Origin of the sequence: Pseudomonas svalbardensis (assembly GCF_030053115.1) — a bacterium.
In the GTDB taxonomy this organism is placed as follows: Bacteria; Pseudomonadota; Gammaproteobacteria; order Pseudomonadales; family Pseudomonadaceae; genus Aquipseudomonas; species Aquipseudomonas svalbardensis.
The window spans coordinates 5,455,540-5,469,590 of sequence record NZ_CP125619.1; the positions used below are offsets into that span (position 1 = coordinate 5,455,540).

At 60.3% G+C, this 14,051-nt stretch carries 15 protein-coding genes; 7 read left to right on the plus strand and 8 right to left on the minus strand.

Going from position 1 to position 14,051, the window contains the following annotated elements; translation table 11 throughout:
• Positions 1 to 100 precede the first annotated feature (100 nt).
• Together ypfJ and QFX16_RS25225 are read left to right on the plus strand one after the other, a co-directional pair.
• Complete coding sequence (gene ypfJ / locus QFX16_RS25220; protein ID WP_283181766.1) at positions 101 to 988, plus strand: KPN_02809 family neutral zinc metallopeptidase; 888 nt, start codon at positions 101 to 103, stop codon at positions 986 to 988.
• A complete protein-coding gene (locus QFX16_RS25225; protein ID WP_283181767.1) occupies positions 989 to 1,948 on the plus strand; it encodes an alpha/beta fold hydrolase in 960 nt (319 codons plus the stop codon).
• 97 nt (positions 1,949 to 2,045) lie between these two features.
• Here the strand turns inward: QFX16_RS25225 and QFX16_RS25230 are convergent, their stop codons facing one another.
• The 3 genes from QFX16_RS25230 to QFX16_RS25240 form a co-directional block, all read right to left on the minus strand.
• Positions 2,046 to 2,639 (minus strand): HAD family hydrolase, encoded by a 594-nt coding sequence (locus QFX16_RS25230; protein WP_283181768.1) that lies wholly within the window; start codon positions 2,637 to 2,639, stop codon positions 2,046 to 2,048.
• Positions 2,636 to 3,505 (minus strand): acyl-CoA thioesterase II, encoded by an 870-nt coding sequence (gene tesB / locus QFX16_RS25235; RefSeq protein ID WP_129441008.1) that lies wholly within the window; start codon positions 3,503 to 3,505, stop codon positions 2,636 to 2,638. The genes QFX16_RS25230 and tesB overlap by 4 nt, the downstream gene beginning before the upstream one ends.
• Positions 3,506 to 3,608: 103 nt before the next feature.
• Positions 3,609 to 4,178: a GNAT family N-acetyltransferase gene (locus QFX16_RS25240; RefSeq protein WP_283184635.1), complete on the minus strand. Its 570-nt coding sequence runs from the start codon at positions 4,176 to 4,178 to the stop codon at positions 3,609 to 3,611.
• A 74-nt stretch (positions 4,179 to 4,252) separates the two neighbouring features.
• On the opposite strand from QFX16_RS25240, the gene QFX16_RS25245 reads away from it, so the two are divergent.
• Both QFX16_RS25245 and QFX16_RS25250 read left to right on the plus strand, forming a co-directional pair.
• The gene (locus tag QFX16_RS25245) at positions 4,253 to 5,173 is read left to right on the plus strand and encodes a histone deacetylase family protein (protein ID WP_283181769.1); all 921 of its coding nucleotides are present in this window, start codon (positions 4,253 to 4,255) and stop codon (positions 5,171 to 5,173) included.
• 293 nt (positions 5,174 to 5,466) lie between these two features.
• Positions 5,467 to 6,708: a TIGR03862 family flavoprotein gene (locus QFX16_RS25250; RefSeq protein WP_283181770.1), complete on the plus strand. Its 1,242-nt coding sequence runs from the start codon at positions 5,467 to 5,469 to the stop codon at positions 6,706 to 6,708.
• Between the two features lie 238 nt (positions 6,709 to 6,946).
• Here the strand turns inward: QFX16_RS25250 and rhlE1 are convergent, their stop codons facing one another.
• Both rhlE1 and yedA read right to left on the minus strand, forming a co-directional pair.
• Complete coding sequence (rhlE1, locus tag QFX16_RS25255) at positions 6,947 to 8,281, minus strand: RNA helicase RhlE1 (protein WP_046048739.1); 1,335 nt, start codon at positions 8,279 to 8,281, stop codon at positions 6,947 to 6,949.
• 65 nt (positions 8,282 to 8,346) lie between these two features.
• Positions 8,347 to 9,273, minus strand: coding sequence for a drug/metabolite exporter YedA (gene yedA, locus QFX16_RS25260; RefSeq protein ID WP_283181771.1), 927 nt, complete (start codon positions 9,271 to 9,273; stop codon positions 8,347 to 8,349).
• Between the two features lie 163 nt (positions 9,274 to 9,436).
• Between yedA and QFX16_RS25265 the strand changes: the two genes are divergently transcribed.
• The gene (locus tag QFX16_RS25265; RefSeq protein ID WP_008149219.1) at positions 9,437 to 9,889 is read left to right on the plus strand and encodes an Lrp/AsnC family transcriptional regulator; all 453 of its coding nucleotides are present in this window, start codon (positions 9,437 to 9,439) and stop codon (positions 9,887 to 9,889) included.
• A 116-nt stretch (positions 9,890 to 10,005) separates the two neighbouring features.
• Here the strand turns inward: QFX16_RS25265 and QFX16_RS25270 are convergent, their stop codons facing one another.
• The 3 genes from QFX16_RS25270 to QFX16_RS25280 form a co-directional block, all read right to left on the minus strand.
• Positions 10,006 to 10,617 (minus strand): 3'-5' exonuclease, encoded by a 612-nt coding sequence (locus QFX16_RS25270; RefSeq protein ID WP_283181772.1) that lies wholly within the window; start codon positions 10,615 to 10,617, stop codon positions 10,006 to 10,008.
• A 22-nt stretch (positions 10,618 to 10,639) separates the two neighbouring features.
• Positions 10,640 to 11,119 carry a LabA-like NYN domain-containing protein gene (locus QFX16_RS25275; RefSeq protein ID WP_046048735.1) on the minus strand — a complete coding sequence of 160 codons (480 nt, stop codon included), beginning with the start codon at positions 11,117 to 11,119 and terminating at the stop codon, positions 10,640 to 10,642.
• Positions 11,120 to 11,256: 137 nt separating this feature from the next.
• A complete protein-coding gene (locus QFX16_RS25280) occupies positions 11,257 to 12,015 on the minus strand; it encodes a DUF2076 domain-containing protein (RefSeq protein ID WP_283181773.1) in 759 nt (252 codons plus the stop codon).
• Positions 12,016 to 12,190: 175 nt separating this feature from the next.
• Between QFX16_RS25280 and QFX16_RS25285 the strand changes: the two genes are divergently transcribed.
• Together QFX16_RS25285 and QFX16_RS25290 are read left to right on the plus strand one after the other, a co-directional pair.
• A complete protein-coding gene (locus QFX16_RS25285) occupies positions 12,191 to 12,865 on the plus strand; it encodes a YciC family protein (protein ID WP_283181774.1) in 675 nt (224 codons plus the stop codon).
• A 75-nt stretch (positions 12,866 to 12,940) separates the two neighbouring features.
• A complete protein-coding gene (locus tag QFX16_RS25290; protein WP_283181775.1) occupies positions 12,941 to 14,017 on the plus strand; it encodes an endonuclease/exonuclease/phosphatase family protein in 1,077 nt (358 codons plus the stop codon).
• Positions 14,018 to 14,051: the final 34 nt, after the last annotated feature.

Below are 14,051 nucleotides of genomic sequence, written 5' to 3' on the forward strand. Positions count from 1 at the left end.
CGGGAAGGCTGCTGTGCGCAACAAAAGATGGACGACCGGACTGGCGCCGCTCCCACTCAGCAGCAACACTCATCCCCACGGACAATCAGAGGATTCCCACATGCTATGGAAAAAAGGCCGACGCAGCGACAACGTGGTCGATGCCCGTGGTGGTGGTGTCGGCGGTGGCGGGATGCGCTTCGGTGGCGGCAAGGGTCTGAGCCTGGCGGCGATTATATTGATCGTCGGGATCGGCTGGATGACCGGCCAGGACCCGCTGCAAATCCTCGGGCAACTGACAGGTCAGATGACCGAGCAATCGGCACCGACCACCTCAGAAACTCGCAAGGCGCCGCCGGCCACTGATGAAGGAGCCGAGTTCGTGCGCTCGATCCTCGGCGATACCGAAGACACCTGGGGTCAGATTTTCCAGCAGGCCGGTCGTCAATATAAGGAGCCTACCCTGGTGCTGTTCAGCAACCGCGTCAACTCGGCCTGTGGCCTGGCGACATCGGCGACCGGTCCGTTCTATTGCCCGGCGGACCAGAAGGTCTACTTGGACATGAGTTTCTTCCAGGAAATGTCCCAACGTTTTTCCGCCGCAGGCGACTTCGCTCAGGCCTACGTGATCGCTCACGAAATCGGACACCATGTGCAGACCTTGCTCGGTGTGTCGGCGAAAATTCAGACCGCCCGCCAACAGGGCCGGCAGATGGAGGGCGACAGTGGTTTGCTGGTACGACAGGAACTGCAGGCCGATTGCCTCGCCGGAGTCTGGGCCAACAATGCGCAGAAACGGCTGAACTGGCTGGAACCCGGTGACATCGAAGAAGCCTTGAACGCCGCCAATGCCATCGGCGATGACCGCTTGCAACAGCAAGGTCAGGGGCGCGTGGTCCCGGACTCATTTACTCATGGTACGTCGGCGCAAAGGGTGCGCTGGTTCAAAACCGGATTCGCGCAAGGCCAGGTCGGCCAGTGCGATACCTTTGCAGCGAAAAACCTATAAATGAATAAGTGGCTGTTAGCTCTACTGATCACCTGCGCAAGCGCCCAGGCTGCCGAGCATGCGGTCAAGGAGGTCAGCCCCGGACGCTTGCTGTTGACTTCAGGTGAAATCGCGGTGGGCATCGGCCCGGCGCCGACGAAAATCGAACGCGTGCTGATCATCATCCATGGTCGATTGCGCAATGCCGACACCTATCGCCAGAGCGCCGTGCACGCGGCCGAACAGGCTGGGCAAAGCGCGAGCACCTTGGTGCTCGCCCCGCAATTTCTCAATGAAACCGACATCGCGACCCATCCCGTGGCTGACAGCGTATTGCGCTGGCAGGGCAATGACTGGATGGCGGGCGGTTTATCCACCGCTCCGTTTTCCCTGAGTTCCTACGCGGCGCTCGACGAAATCATCGCCCGAATCGGCGATCGAAAACAGTTTCCGGACGTGAAGCAGATTGTCATTGCCGGTCACTCCGGCGGCGCTCAGGTGGTGCAGCGATACGCGTTGCTGGGCCACGATCAGCCAGCGCTCAAGGCGGCCAACATACAGGTGCGTTACGTCATTGCCAACCCGTCGTCTTATGCGTACTTCGATGAACGACGGCCAGTGGCGTTCAGCCACGCCGGTTGCCCGAATTTCAATCGCTGGAAATATGGACTGGCGGATTTACCCGCCTATGCCGAAGGGCAAACCGCCAAGCAGTTGAAGGAAAACTACGTCAAACGCGATGTCGTTTACCTACTCGGGCAGCAGGACAGCGACCCGAAGCAGCCGGCGCTGGATAAAAGCTGTGAGGCCCAAGCCCAGGGAGCCAATCGATTGGCTCGCGGGCGCAATTATTTTGCTTCTCTGAAGCGGCTGCATCCTCAAGGATTGAGTCAGCAGCTGATTGAAGTGCCTGGGGTCGGGCATGATGGGGATGGGATGTTTAACTCGCCGCAGGGGCAGAAGGCGTTGTTCGGTCAGTGAGTTGTTGAGGCGCCTGATCTGACGCCATCGCGAGCAGGCTCGCTCCCACTTATGACCGCATTCCAATGTGGGAGCGAGCCTGCTCGCGAAGGGTCCCTCAAGCCGACAACATTTCCCGCAACGCCACGCAATCGGCGGCATGCCAATCCGCCAACTCAGGCCAGGGATTATCCGGCAGGTTCACCAACACCGTCCGCGCCCCTGCCGCCCGACCGCAATCCAGATCAAAGCGGTAGTCACCGACCATCACCATCTCACTGGCCGGTACATGCCAGGCCTGGGCCAACTTCAGCAAACCACCGGGATGCGGTTTTGGCGGTGCTTCATCACGACCCAGCACATCCTCCACCGCGAAGCAGTCGGCCAGGCCGATCGCTTCCAGCGTGACGTGCGCCAGTTCGCGAGCATTGCGCGTGAGAATGCCCAGGCGATAACCGCGCCCGGCCAGCTCACGCACCAGTTCTACCGCGCCCGGTGCTGCTTTCGACCCCAGCGCCAGGTCCCGTTCGTGTTCCAGCAACCAAGCATGTTTGGCGGCGGCTTCATCGGCCGGCAGCGCGGCGAGGTGGGTCAGGATGTCGTCTTCGGCAGGAATCGCCAACGCCACGCGGATCGCCGCGAAGTCATGCACGGCCACCGTCAGGGTGCCGTCCATGTCGAACACCCAGTGCCGCACCTCGGCCAGGCTCATGCCCAATCCTTACGGTGGCGAATCAGGCCTTCCTGAGTGACCGACGCCACCAGTTGCCCGGCACGATTGAACACGCTGCCACGGGAGAAACCGCGCGAGTTGCCCGCCCAAGGACTGTCCATCGCATACAGCAACCAATCATCGGCACGTAGATCCTGATGGAACCACAGCGCGTGATCGAGGCTGGCGACCTGCATGTCTTTCTGCCAGACCGATTTGCCATGGGGCTGCATCGACGTGGTCAGCAGGCCGAAATCCGAGGCGTAGGCCAGCAGGTATTTATGCAGCGCCGGGGAGTCGGCCAAGGCACCGTCGGCGCGAAACCAGACGTACTTGATCGGATCGGACGGCTGCGGGTTGTAGGGATCTTTCTCGGTGATCGGGCGGAACTCGATCGGTTTCGGGCACAGCAGCTTTTCACGCATGTGCTCGGGAATCAGGTGTGCACGTTGCTGAGCAAGCTCCAGCTCTGACGGCAGGTTTTCCGGGCCAACTACGGTTGGCATCTCGGACTGATGCTGGAAGCCTTCTTCGTCGTACTGGAACGAAGCACTGCAGGTGAAAATCGGGTTGCCCTTCTGGATCGCCGTCACTCGACGCGTGCTGAAACTGCCGCCGTCGCGCACCCGATCAACCTGATAAACCACAGGCAACGCGGAATCGCCGGGACGCAGGAAATAACCGTGCATCGAATGCACATGGCGCGCTTCTTCGACCGTCTGACTGGCCGCCGACAGGGACTGACCGATCACCTGACCGCCGAACAGCTGACGAAAACCCAGGTCCTGGCTGCGGCCACGGAACAGGTTTTCTTCAATCGGTTCCAGGGTCAGCAGGTCAACCAGATCATCCAACACTTGGCTCATTCAGACTCTCCTCACACAACGCATGCCGCGCAGTCTTGGCTGCGACGGTCGATTCAATTTCTGGCCAGGGCCCATGGGAGCCATTGTAAACGTCCGTGCCGGCTTATCCATGCAAGGTTTGCAGCCATTGTTCACGGGTGATGCGGTACAGCGCATGGTGACGCAGGGGATGATCGGCCGCGAGCATCGGGTGGTCGAAATCATCGGCTGAATCATGGTGCATGCCGATTGCCTGCATGACTTTCTGCGACGGCGTGTTGGTTTCGGTGGTGAAGGACACGATCTCTTTCAGCGCCAACCGGTCAAACCCGCAGCGCAGAGCGGTCCACGCCGCTTCACTGGCGTAGCCAAGGCCCCAGTGCTCTCGGGCCAGACGCCAGCCGATTTCGGTGGACGGGGTAAAACGCGCGTCGAAGCCGACCTCTGCGAGCCCGGTAAAACCGATAAATGCCCCGGTGTCCTTGCGTTCCAGCGCCCAGAGACCGAAGCCATGCTCGGCAAAATGGCCACGAATCCGTCCGATCAGCGAGGCACTTTCCAGACGACTTAAAGGCGCCGGAAAATATCGCATCACCTGTGGATCGGCGCACATCGCCGCAAACTCCGGCAAATCCTCATCGCTCCACTGCCGCAACAGCAGTCGTGCGCTCTCGAGTTCCAGTATCGGTTCCATCATCTCCCCCCCTTTCCATGCCGCAAGTCTATAACGCTGGTAGGATCCTTCCTTCATTCCTACGTTAATTCGTCATGCCCCTGCCCCTGATCTACCACGAAGACTACAGTCCCGAGTTCCCGGCGGATCACCGCTTCCCCATGGACAAGTTTCGCCTGCTGCGCGATCACCTGGTGGACAGCGGACTGACCCGGGACGCTGACCTGCTGCGCCCCGACCTCTGCCCGCCAGAGATTCTCGCGCTCGCACATGACCCTGCGTATATCGAACGCTACATGGGCGGTGAGTTGTCCCGCGAAGACCAGCGGCGCCTCGGTCTACCCTGGAGCGAAGCGCTGGCCCGGCGCACAGTACGTGCGGTTGGCGGCTCGCTGCTGGCGGCCGAGCAGGCGCTGGAACATGGTTTGGCCTGTCACCTGGCCGGCGGCACCCATCACGCTCACTACGACCATCCTGCCGGGTTCTGCATCTTCAATGACCTGGCGGTGATCAGCCATTTCCTGCTGGAAAGCGGCCGTGTGAATCGGGTGCTGATCTTCGACTGCGATGTGCATCAAGGCGACGGGACCGCACGGATTCTGCACAACACTCCGGAAGCGGTGACCGTTTCCCTGCACTGCGAGAAGAACTTTCCTGCACGCAAAGCCGAAAGTGACTGGGACATTCCACTGCCCAAGGGCATGGGCGATGCCGACTACCTGAAGGTGGTGGACGATGCGCTGAATTATTTGCTGCCGCTCTATCAACCGGATCTGGTGCTGTACGACGCCGGCGTCGATGTGCATAAAGATGACGCGCTCGGCTACCTGAAGCTGACAGACGAAGGCGTCGCCGCTCGCGATGAAAGTGTGATGCGTCATTGCCTGGGGCGGGATATTCCGGTGGTCGGGGTGATCGGCGGCGGCTACAGCAAGGACCGCAAGGCGTTGGCGCGCCGTCATGGGATCCTGCACCGCAGTGCGCAAAGGGTCTGGCAGTCATCAGGTTGTCATTGAGGTGTGGGTCTTTACCCACAATGTCTGTGGAACTGCCTGTGGATAACCTGAGTGAAAGGTCCTACAGACCATGAGGGGCATAGGTTACAACTCGGTGGTTATTTTTTAACCACATTCAAAAGCATCAATCATCCCTGTGGGAGCGAGCCTGCTCCGGGCGGCGTTCCGACGATAGCGATTTAACAATCAACATTGATGTCGACTGACCCGCCGCTTTCGCGAGCAGGCTCGCTCCCACAGGGGACTGGGCTGGTAGAATGCCCGGCTTATTCCACCAAACCGCAGCGCACTCCATGACTCAGCCTTCGACAACTTCCTCTTCTCACGTTGCCATCATCGGCGGCGGCCCCGCCGGCTTGATGGCGGCCGAAGTGCTGAGCCAGGCGGGGATCAAGGTCGATCTGTACGACGGCATGCCTTCGGTGGGGCGAAAATTCCTGCTGGCCGGTGTGGGAGGCATGAACATCACCCATTCCGAAGCCTACCCGGCATTTCTCTCACGCTACGCCGAACGCGCGCCGCAGATTGCGCCGCTATTGCGGTCATTTGGCGCTGAGGCGCTGTGCCAATGGATTCATGACCTGGGCATCGAAACCTTTGTCGGCAGTTCCGGCCGAGTCTTTCCTACAGACATGAAAGCCGCCCCTCTGTTGCGCGCCTGGCTCAAACGTCTGCGAGACAGCGGCGTCGTTATCCACACCCGTCACCGCTGGCTCGGCTGGGATGACAGCGGTGGATTGCGTATCGACAGCCCCGAAGGCGAAAAAACCGTCAAGCCTGACGCAACCTTGCTGGCCCTGGGTGGCGGCAGCTGGTCGCGGCTCGGCTCGGACGGCGCCTGGATGCTGCCACTGGAACAACGCGGCGTAGGACTCGCGCCGCTGCAACCGAGTAATTGCGGCTTCGAGGTGCAGGCCTGGAGCGAGTTGATGGTCAGCAAATTCGCCGGCGCACCGCTGAAAAACATCGCCATTGGCCTCAATGACGACGTACCGCGGCTCGGGGAATGTGTGATCACGGCAACCGGGATTGAAGGCAGTTTGATCTACGCCTTGTCGGCGCCGATCCGCGAAGCCATCAATCAGCACGGCTCGGCGACCATTCACCTCGACCTGTTGCCGGGCAAGCCTGTGGATAAGGTTCAGGCTGCGCTGAGCAAACCGCGCGGTTCACGCTCGATGGCTAAACACCTGCACAGTCAGCTTGGGATCGATGGTGTGAAAGCGGCATTGCTGCGCGAACTCACTCCGGCCGAATGCTTCGCTGATCCGGCGCAGCTGGCCAAAGCGATCAAAGCGCTGCCACTGACACTGGTGAAAACCCGCCCACTGGACGAGGCCATCAGCACTGCGGGTGGCGTGATGTTCGAGTCGATGGATGAGCGTTTGATGCTCAAGCAACTGCCTGGCGTATTTTGCGCGGGGGAAATGCTGGATTGGGAAGCGCCGACGGGCGGCTATCTGCTGACGGCTTGTTTCGCCAGTGGGCGAGCGGCAGGGCTGGGGATGGTGGAGTGGTTGAAGCGAATGGCGTGATTTGTTGGCCACACGTACTTCTACAGCCTTCAAGATCCACCCCTCACCCTAACCCTCCCGAAACGTCGGACCGCCCCAGAGGGGCGAGGGGACTGACCGAGATGTACTTTCAAACTACATCGACCTGAAAGCTCGAGTCGAACTCACGTTTGAAGGCTAAGAAGATCGGCTCCCTTTCCCCCTCTCCCCATTGGGGAGAGGGCTGGGGTGAGGGGTGGTTCTAGAACCGATCACACCATCAAGGCTTCTTCTTACGCGGCCCGGTATTAAACACCGGCACCTTCCGCACAGGCTTGATCGAAGGCTCCGGCGCCGAAGCATCCCCACTCTCGACCCATTTACCCAGGTTGCGTTTACCGCCACCGGAAGTCTTCGGCTTCTTCGGTTTTTTCGGCTTTTTGACGACCTGACCGCTGGCATCGGTATCCGGCACCCGGTGCTCAGGTTCGAAGTCATGCTCCATCTGGCGAGGCAATGTCTGACGGGTCAACGTCTCGATGGCCGACAGCAGATTCACTTCATCAGCGCAGACCAGCGAAATCGCCTGCCCGGTTGCACCCGCACGACCGGTACGACCGATCCGGTGGATGTAGTCCTCCGCCACGATTGGCAGGTCGAAGTTGACCACCAATGGCAAATCTTCGATATCCAGACCACGGGCCGCAACGTCGGTGGCCACAAGAATCTGCACTTCACTGGCCTTGAAACGGTCCAGCGCACGCTGACGGGTTGCCTGAGGTTTGTCGCCGTGGATGCCGTCGGCATTGATGCCCAGGCCCTGAAGTTTTTCCACCAATGCGTCCACGCCGTTGCGGGTCTTGGCGAACACCAGCACCTGCTTCCACTTGCCCTTGCGCAGCAAGTGGATGAACAGCTCCGGCTTGCGCTTCTTATCCACCGTCACCACCCATTGCTTGACGGTGTTGGCAGCAACGTTGCGCGGGCTGACTTCGATGCTCAGTGGATCGTTGAGCATTTGTCCGGCCAGCAAGCGGATCGCGTCGGAGAAAGTCGCGGAGAACAGCAGCGTCTGACGTTGCTTGGGCAGCACGCGGTAGATATTCCCCAGTTCCTCGGAGAAACCCAGATCAAGCATGCGATCGGCTTCGTCCAGAATCAGGGTTTGCAGCTGATTGAACTTGAGGGCCTTCTGGCGATACAGGTCGAGCAAACGACCCGGCGTCGCCACCAGCACGTCAACACCTTTGCGCAGCTTCATCATTTGCGGGTTGATGCTGACGCCGCCGTACACCGCGTAAGTGCTCAACGGCAGGTTCTCGGCGTACTGACGCACGGCTTCGTGAACCTGTTCGGCCAATTCGCGGGTCGGCACCAGGATCAGTGCGCGCACCGAGTTAGACGCCACTTTCGGCCCTTCCATGGCCAGCAATTGCAGGAGCGGCAGCGCGAAGCCGGCGGTCTTGCCCGTCCCGGTCTGGGCGGCGGCCATCAGGTCGCGACCGGCCAGCACCGCCGGAATTGCTTGCGCCTGAACCGGCGTCGGGGTCTGGTAGCCGAGCGTCTCGAGAGAGCGCAGCAAGGGTTCGATCAGGCCAAGGGAGGCGAAAGTCATGGGATTACCGTAGGAAAATTCAGCGCGGGTGTGCAAAACGAGTGTGCAATGGCGCGCAGTTTACCCTAATTCATGCTCGATTCTGTCTGCACCACCGCAGCAGGTCGTTCCGGAGCCCGGCGCCACTGCGGCAAACCGATCAACACCACGGCGCTGATGATCACCAACATGGCCAGCGCTTCTTCGATACCGATGGTCTCGCCCACAAACACGATCCCCAGCAACACCGCCACGGCCGGGTTGACGTAGGCATAACTGGTGGCCGCCGCCGGCCGCACGTTTTTCAACAGATACATATAAGCGTTGAAGGCGATGATCGAGCCGAAGAAGGTCAGATAGGCCAGGGCCGCCCAACCTTCGATCGGCGGCATGGCCTCCAGTTGCTCACCGCTCAGTGCACTGCCGATCAACAGGACCACGCCGCCCACCAGCATTTCCACAGCGCTGGCCATCGCGCCCTGAGGCAGCGGCAAGTGTTTGCTCCACACCGAACCGAATGCCCAGGAAGCTGCCGCGAATATCAGCAACGCGGCACCCAACGGGCTCGATTGCAGGTTGGAACCGAGGTTGAGCATGGCAATGCCGATCAGCCCTAGCACAATCCCGGCCCATTCGAGACGGGTATTACGCGCGCCCCAGAAATATCCGCAGAGCAAGGTAAACAGCGGCACCGTCGCCACCGCCAACGCAGCCACACCCGAGGCGACACCCATGTGTTCGGCCACGCTCACCCCGCCGTTACCGCACGCCAGCAGCAAAATCCCGATGATCCCGGCGGCTTTCCACTGCGCCCAGGTCGGTGCCGGCGCCCCGCGCCAACGCAGAAACGCGTAAATCAACGTCCCGGCGATCACGAAGCGGATACCGGCGAGCAGCAACGGCGGCCAGTACTCCACGCCGATGCGAATCACCAGGTAAGTCGATCCCCAAATCACGTACAACGCGAAAAAGGCAGCGATCAACGGTAAGGGAAAACGACGTAAGCCAGGCATGGGGCAGCTCGTAGGCAAGACAAGTGAACAGCTATTCTAGAAAGGCCAGCGGCGTAAAATAAGTTACAAAACCTGTTTATACCGCGGGTACACTTTTCAAAACACGGAGATCACCGCTATAAACCGTGTTTTCGAAAGTCAGTCATTTTTCAGGAGTCCGACGATGGACAAATACGACCGCATGCTCCTCAGCGCCCTGTTGGAAAACGGTCGTGCGTCCTACGCCGACCTGGCGCGCAAGGTCAACCTGTCCGCCCCGGCCGTGGCCGAGCGCGTGGCCAAACTGGAAGCCTGCGGGGTGATCACGGGTTACCAGGCGAAAGTCGACATGGCCAAGCTTGGCTTGCCGATCCAGTGCGTGATCGAACTGCGGCTGAACCAGCACGGCAATCAGAAGGCTTACGACGACCTGATCAAAATCCCACAACTGACCGAATGCCACCGGGTGACGGGCGATCCGTGCGTGATCATGCAAGCGGCGGTGGGTTCGATGCCGGAGCTGGAAGAGCTGATCAACCGGATCGCCAAGTTCGGGTTCAGCAAGACATCGATCGTGCTGTCGAGCGCGATAGAGAAGCGCGTGCCGTTGGGGCAGCTGGAGGGGAATGGCAAATAGTTCTCCTGTAGGAGCTGAGCTTGCTCGCGATGGCGGCGTGTCAGTCACCATCAATGTTGACTGTTAAACCGTCATCGCGAGCAAGCTCAGCTCCTACAGGGGATTTGTGGTGGGTCTTAGAACCCGCGATAGCGTTTGAGATGTTCGCCTACTTTCGCCGCCGGCACTTTCTGCAAGCTGACCAGCAGATCATGGGACAACTCCCGGAACCCGTGCTTTTGCCGCAGTTCCTGGGCCAAATGCGCCGTCAGGTTGGCCGCCATCTCGGCATCGGCCATGGCCCGGTGAGCCTGACCGGTGTGAGGCAGGTTGGCGAATGTTGTGAGGGTGCCGAGCTTGTGGTTCGGCGCAGCGGGCATCAAACGGCGGGCGAGTAGCAGCGAGCAGGCAAAGTTCTGCAAGCGTGTGCGTTTGATCCGCCCCAACTCAAAGTCCCAGAACTTCTGGTCGAACGCGGCGTTGTGGGCCAGCAGCGGTGTGATGCCGACGAATTCGTTGACTTCGTTCATCACCTGCTCGGCCGATGGCGCGGTGCGCAGCATGGCGTTGCTGATGCCGGTGAGTTGTTCGATAAAGGCCGGGACGCGCACGCCGGCATTCATCAGGCTTTGGTAACGCTCGACAATGCGCCCCTGTTCAAGGATCACCACGGCAATTTCCGTGGCCCGGCAGCTGCTGCTCGGGGAGATCCCGGTGGTTTCAAAGTCGATGACTGCTATGCGTTCCAAACCTGTTTCAACTCCGTAAAAATCAATTCTTGAGCAGCAACGCGCCTTCGATCGGCACGTAGCGGCTGGCGGCGCGGATCAGCGAGTTGGCCGTCAGGCCCGGCACGCCGTAGGCCACGGCTTGCACCCCGTGCTTGGTGATGATGCGCTCCAGCAACATGTCGAAATCACCGTCACCGGAGGCCAACACCACTTCGTCGACATGATCGGCGGCGTCCATGATGTCGAGGGTGATGCCCACGTCCCAGTCGCCCTTGGCCGAGCCATCGCTGCGCTGGATGTAGGGCTTGAGCTTCACGACGAAGCCGAGGTTGCGCAGGATCTGCTGGAATTGCTGCTGTTTGCTGTCGCCGCGATCGATGGCGTAGGCATAGGCCTCGACGATATCGCCCTGCTTGCTGATATCAGCCCACAGCGCGGCATAGTTGAAGTGGCAACCATAGGCCTGACGCACGGTGTAATAGAGGTTCTGGACATCGGCGAACACTGCGATTTTTTTCACCGGTCATCCTCGTTGGCGCGCCGGAGCGCGGGCAGGATCAGGCACCAGGCCCGAAAAGTTGCCCAGTATGCCAGCCTGAAGGATTGTTCCGCGAATAATCGGTCCGAAGCGCCAGAGCGCTCCGGACGAATGGCGTATCAGACGAAGGAATCGTCGTCGCCGCCGAAGAACGATGAGCTGTCATCGCCGTAGTCGGCGTCGGTAAAACCGCCCTGGTCATTGGAGTTGTCAGCCACGCGCTGATCGTCGCCTCCGCCATTGCCACTGTCGCTCTGATCGGCGACTTGAGTTGGTTCTTCCTTGATGACTTCAGCCACTTCCGGCTGCTGATTGTGATGGAACAGGCTGCTGATGCCTTGCGCCAGCATCACGCCACCGGCCACACCGGCTGCGGTTTTCAGCGCACCACCGAGGAAACCGCTGCCGGCAGGCTGTTGCGCAGCGTAATTCTGCTGAGGAGGCGCTGAGCCGAAGTTCTGTTGTGGCGGCTGCGAGTTGAACAACGGCCGCGCCGGTTCACGCCAACCGCCACCGCTCGATGCGGGCGGGCTGTGGGTTGGAGCAGGCTGCGAATCACGGGAGCCGCCACCGAATATGCTCGATAGAAAACCGCCGCCGCTGGTTGCCGGAGCAGCCGGCTGAGCTTTGGCCTGTTGCAGTTCGGCCTGCAATTGCTGGACTTGCTGAGCGAGCTGCTTGTTCTGTTCGTCGAGGCTCTTGATGGCAACCTCTTGCACCAGAATCGCCTGGGTCATGAAATAACCTGCCGCTGGCTGGCGAGTCAGGTGTTCCTTGATCCGCGCCTCGGCCTGGGCGTCGCGCGGGGCTGAGTCCGTTTCGGCCTGTTGCAGCCGGGAAAACAGTCCATCGATCAGGGTTTGTTCTTCGCTGTTCATGGCGACCTCGTAGATTGCCGGGAATATCTGCCCTATCCACTGTGGATAAGGGACACCCCTCTAATGGAGGTTGATGCAGGATGTTTCAATGGTCTTTACCGAACGTTTACGTTTGCGCCCCAAAGCGCTTCATCGGTTAAAGTGTCCCACTGCTTCCAACCTGCGATACCGACTGATGAATTCGTTCGATGTACTGCGTGACTCTCTGTATTTCTTCAAACGCAATCTGGGCCAGATCGTTCGGCTGTGCCTGCCGCTGGTGATCTTCGAGGCGCTGTTGCAACTGGTGGTCGACCACTCCACCGAGCCGGACAGTTTTCCTGGTATCAGCGTGATGGTCGGCTTGCTGGTCTACCCGCTGTACACCGGCGCGCTGATCCTGTTTCTCGATGCCCGCAGCCGGGGTGAATCGCCGCGCAACCATGACCTGCTGTCGAGGGCTGCCTACCTGTGGCCGCGCTTCGCCCTGCTCACCGCGCTCAATACCTTGCTGATCCTGATCGGCCTGTCGCTGTATTTCCTGCCGGGCATCTGGCTGATGGTGACCCTGGCGTTTGGCGAGTACCTGCTGGTGCTGCGCGGTTTCGCACCGCTGGCGGCGATGAAGGAAAGCCTGCGCCTGACCCGCGGCAACTTCCTGCGCATTCTGGTGTGCATTCTCTGTGTGATGGGCCCGTTGTGGGTAATCAAGGGCGCGACCCTTGCGGTCTATCCCGAACCGCAGAACCCGGTGATTTCCCTGCTGATCGACAGCGCCCACAGCTTCCTGCAACTGTTCGTCAGCGTGGTGCTGTTCCGCTTGTTCATGCTGATCGACGATGTGCCCGAGAAAATTGACGGACCGCTCTGACCGCTCTACCCGTGGGCTTAAGCCCGTCTGTCGGTTATGCTCGGGGTCAACTTTTGTAACGCTATAAGCCGAGCCATGACCCGTCTACTGCGCTACACCCTGCTGGGCCTGTTGACCGTGACCGGCCTGATTGCCCTGATCTACAACCTGACCTGGCGCCCCGAAGCCAAGGAAGCCTTACCGGTCAGTTGCAACGCCCAGGCACCGACGCTGGTGCCCGGTCAGGCGCTGAAGGTGATGACCTGGAACGTCCAGTACCTGGCGGGAAAACGCTACGTGTTCTGGAATGACCTGGCGGGCGGCAATGACGAAAAACCTACGCCCGAAGACATGGCCTTCAGCCTCGATGAAGTGGCGCGGGTGATCCGCGACGAGCAACCGGACGTCGTGCTGTTGCAGGAGCTCGATGACGGCGCCAAGGCCAGCGATTACCAAAACCAGTTCAAGCTGCTTCAGGAGCGAGTCGCGGACTTGTATCCGTGCAGCGCTCACGCCTTCGACTGGAAAGCCGATTTCGTGCCTGAGCCGCACATCTTTGGCAGCGTCGGCCGGCAGCTGGTCACCCTCAGCCGCTACCAGATCGAACATGCCGAACGCCTGCAATTACCGGTCGGACCGGCCAATTTCATCTCCCGCCAGTTCAAACCGAAAAACGCCTTGTTGGTCACGTATCTGCCGTTGAGCGGCGGCGGTCAGATAGCGGTGCTCAACACCCATCTGGACCGCGTTACTTCGACAGGCGAAACGCTGCAATCTCAGGTGACAGCCTTGGTCAAAGTCCTCGACAAGTTCGAAAGCCGCGGCACGCCGTGGTTGATCGGAGGGGACTTCAACCTGTTGCCGCTAGGGCAATATCGCCGCCTGCCCGACCAGCAACGTACGCCCTACTCCGCCGACAGCGCGCTGCATGTGCTGTGGGACAAATACCCGATGATCCCGACCAACAATGAAGCCAGCGGCATCGACCGGGCGCAGTGGTTGACCCATTACCCGAACGATCCGGGCTTGAACGGCCCGGACCGGACTGTCGACTACCTGTTCTACAGTCCGCGGATCAAACGGGTCGAGGCGACGGTGAGACAGGACGACACCTTGCGGATCTCCGATCACTTGCCGGTGATCGCCCGTTTCCTGCTGCCGGCAGCACCTTAATCTCAGACCAGCGCATAACCTGTGGGAGCGAGCC

Excerpts from the sequence above, each read along its gene's own strand:
- ypfJ (WP_283181766.1), top strand. The coding sequence starts at position 101 with ATGCTATGGAAAAAAGGCCGACGCAGCGACAACGTGGTCGATGCCCGT.
- QFX16_RS25225 (WP_283181767.1), top strand. The coding sequence starts at position 989 with ATGAATAAGTGGCTGTTAGCTCTACTGATCACCTGCGCAAGCGCCCAG.
- QFX16_RS25230 (WP_283181768.1), bottom strand. The coding sequence starts at position 2,639 with ATGAGCCTGGCCGAGGTGCGGCACTGGGTGTTCGACATGGACGGCACC.
- tesB (WP_129441008.1), bottom strand. The coding sequence starts at position 3,505 with ATGAGCCAAGTGTTGGATGATCTGGTTGACCTGCTGACCCTGGAACCG.
- QFX16_RS25240 (WP_283184635.1), bottom strand. The coding sequence starts at position 4,178 with ATGGAACCGATACTGGAACTCGAGAGCGCACGACTGCTGTTGCGGCAG.
- QFX16_RS25245 (WP_283181769.1), top strand. The coding sequence starts at position 4,253 with ATGCCCCTGCCCCTGATCTACCACGAAGACTACAGTCCCGAGTTCCCG.
- QFX16_RS25250 (WP_283181770.1), top strand. The coding sequence starts at position 5,467 with ATGACTCAGCCTTCGACAACTTCCTCTTCTCACGTTGCCATCATCGGC.
- rhlE1 (WP_046048739.1), bottom strand. The coding sequence starts at position 8,281 with ATGACTTTCGCCTCCCTTGGCCTGATCGAACCCTTGCTGCGCTCTCTC.
- yedA (WP_283181771.1), bottom strand. The coding sequence starts at position 9,273 with ATGCCTGGCTTACGTCGTTTTCCCTTACCGTTGATCGCTGCCTTTTTC.
- QFX16_RS25265 (WP_008149219.1), top strand. The coding sequence starts at position 9,437 with ATGGACAAATACGACCGCATGCTCCTCAGCGCCCTGTTGGAAAACGGT.
- QFX16_RS25280 (WP_283181773.1), bottom strand. The coding sequence starts at position 12,015 with ATGAACAGCGAAGAACAAACCCTGATCGATGGACTGTTTTCCCGGCTG.
- QFX16_RS25285 (WP_283181774.1), top strand. The coding sequence starts at position 12,191 with ATGAATTCGTTCGATGTACTGCGTGACTCTCTGTATTTCTTCAAACGC.
- QFX16_RS25290 (WP_283181775.1), top strand. The coding sequence starts at position 12,941 with ATGACCCGTCTACTGCGCTACACCCTGCTGGGCCTGTTGACCGTGACC.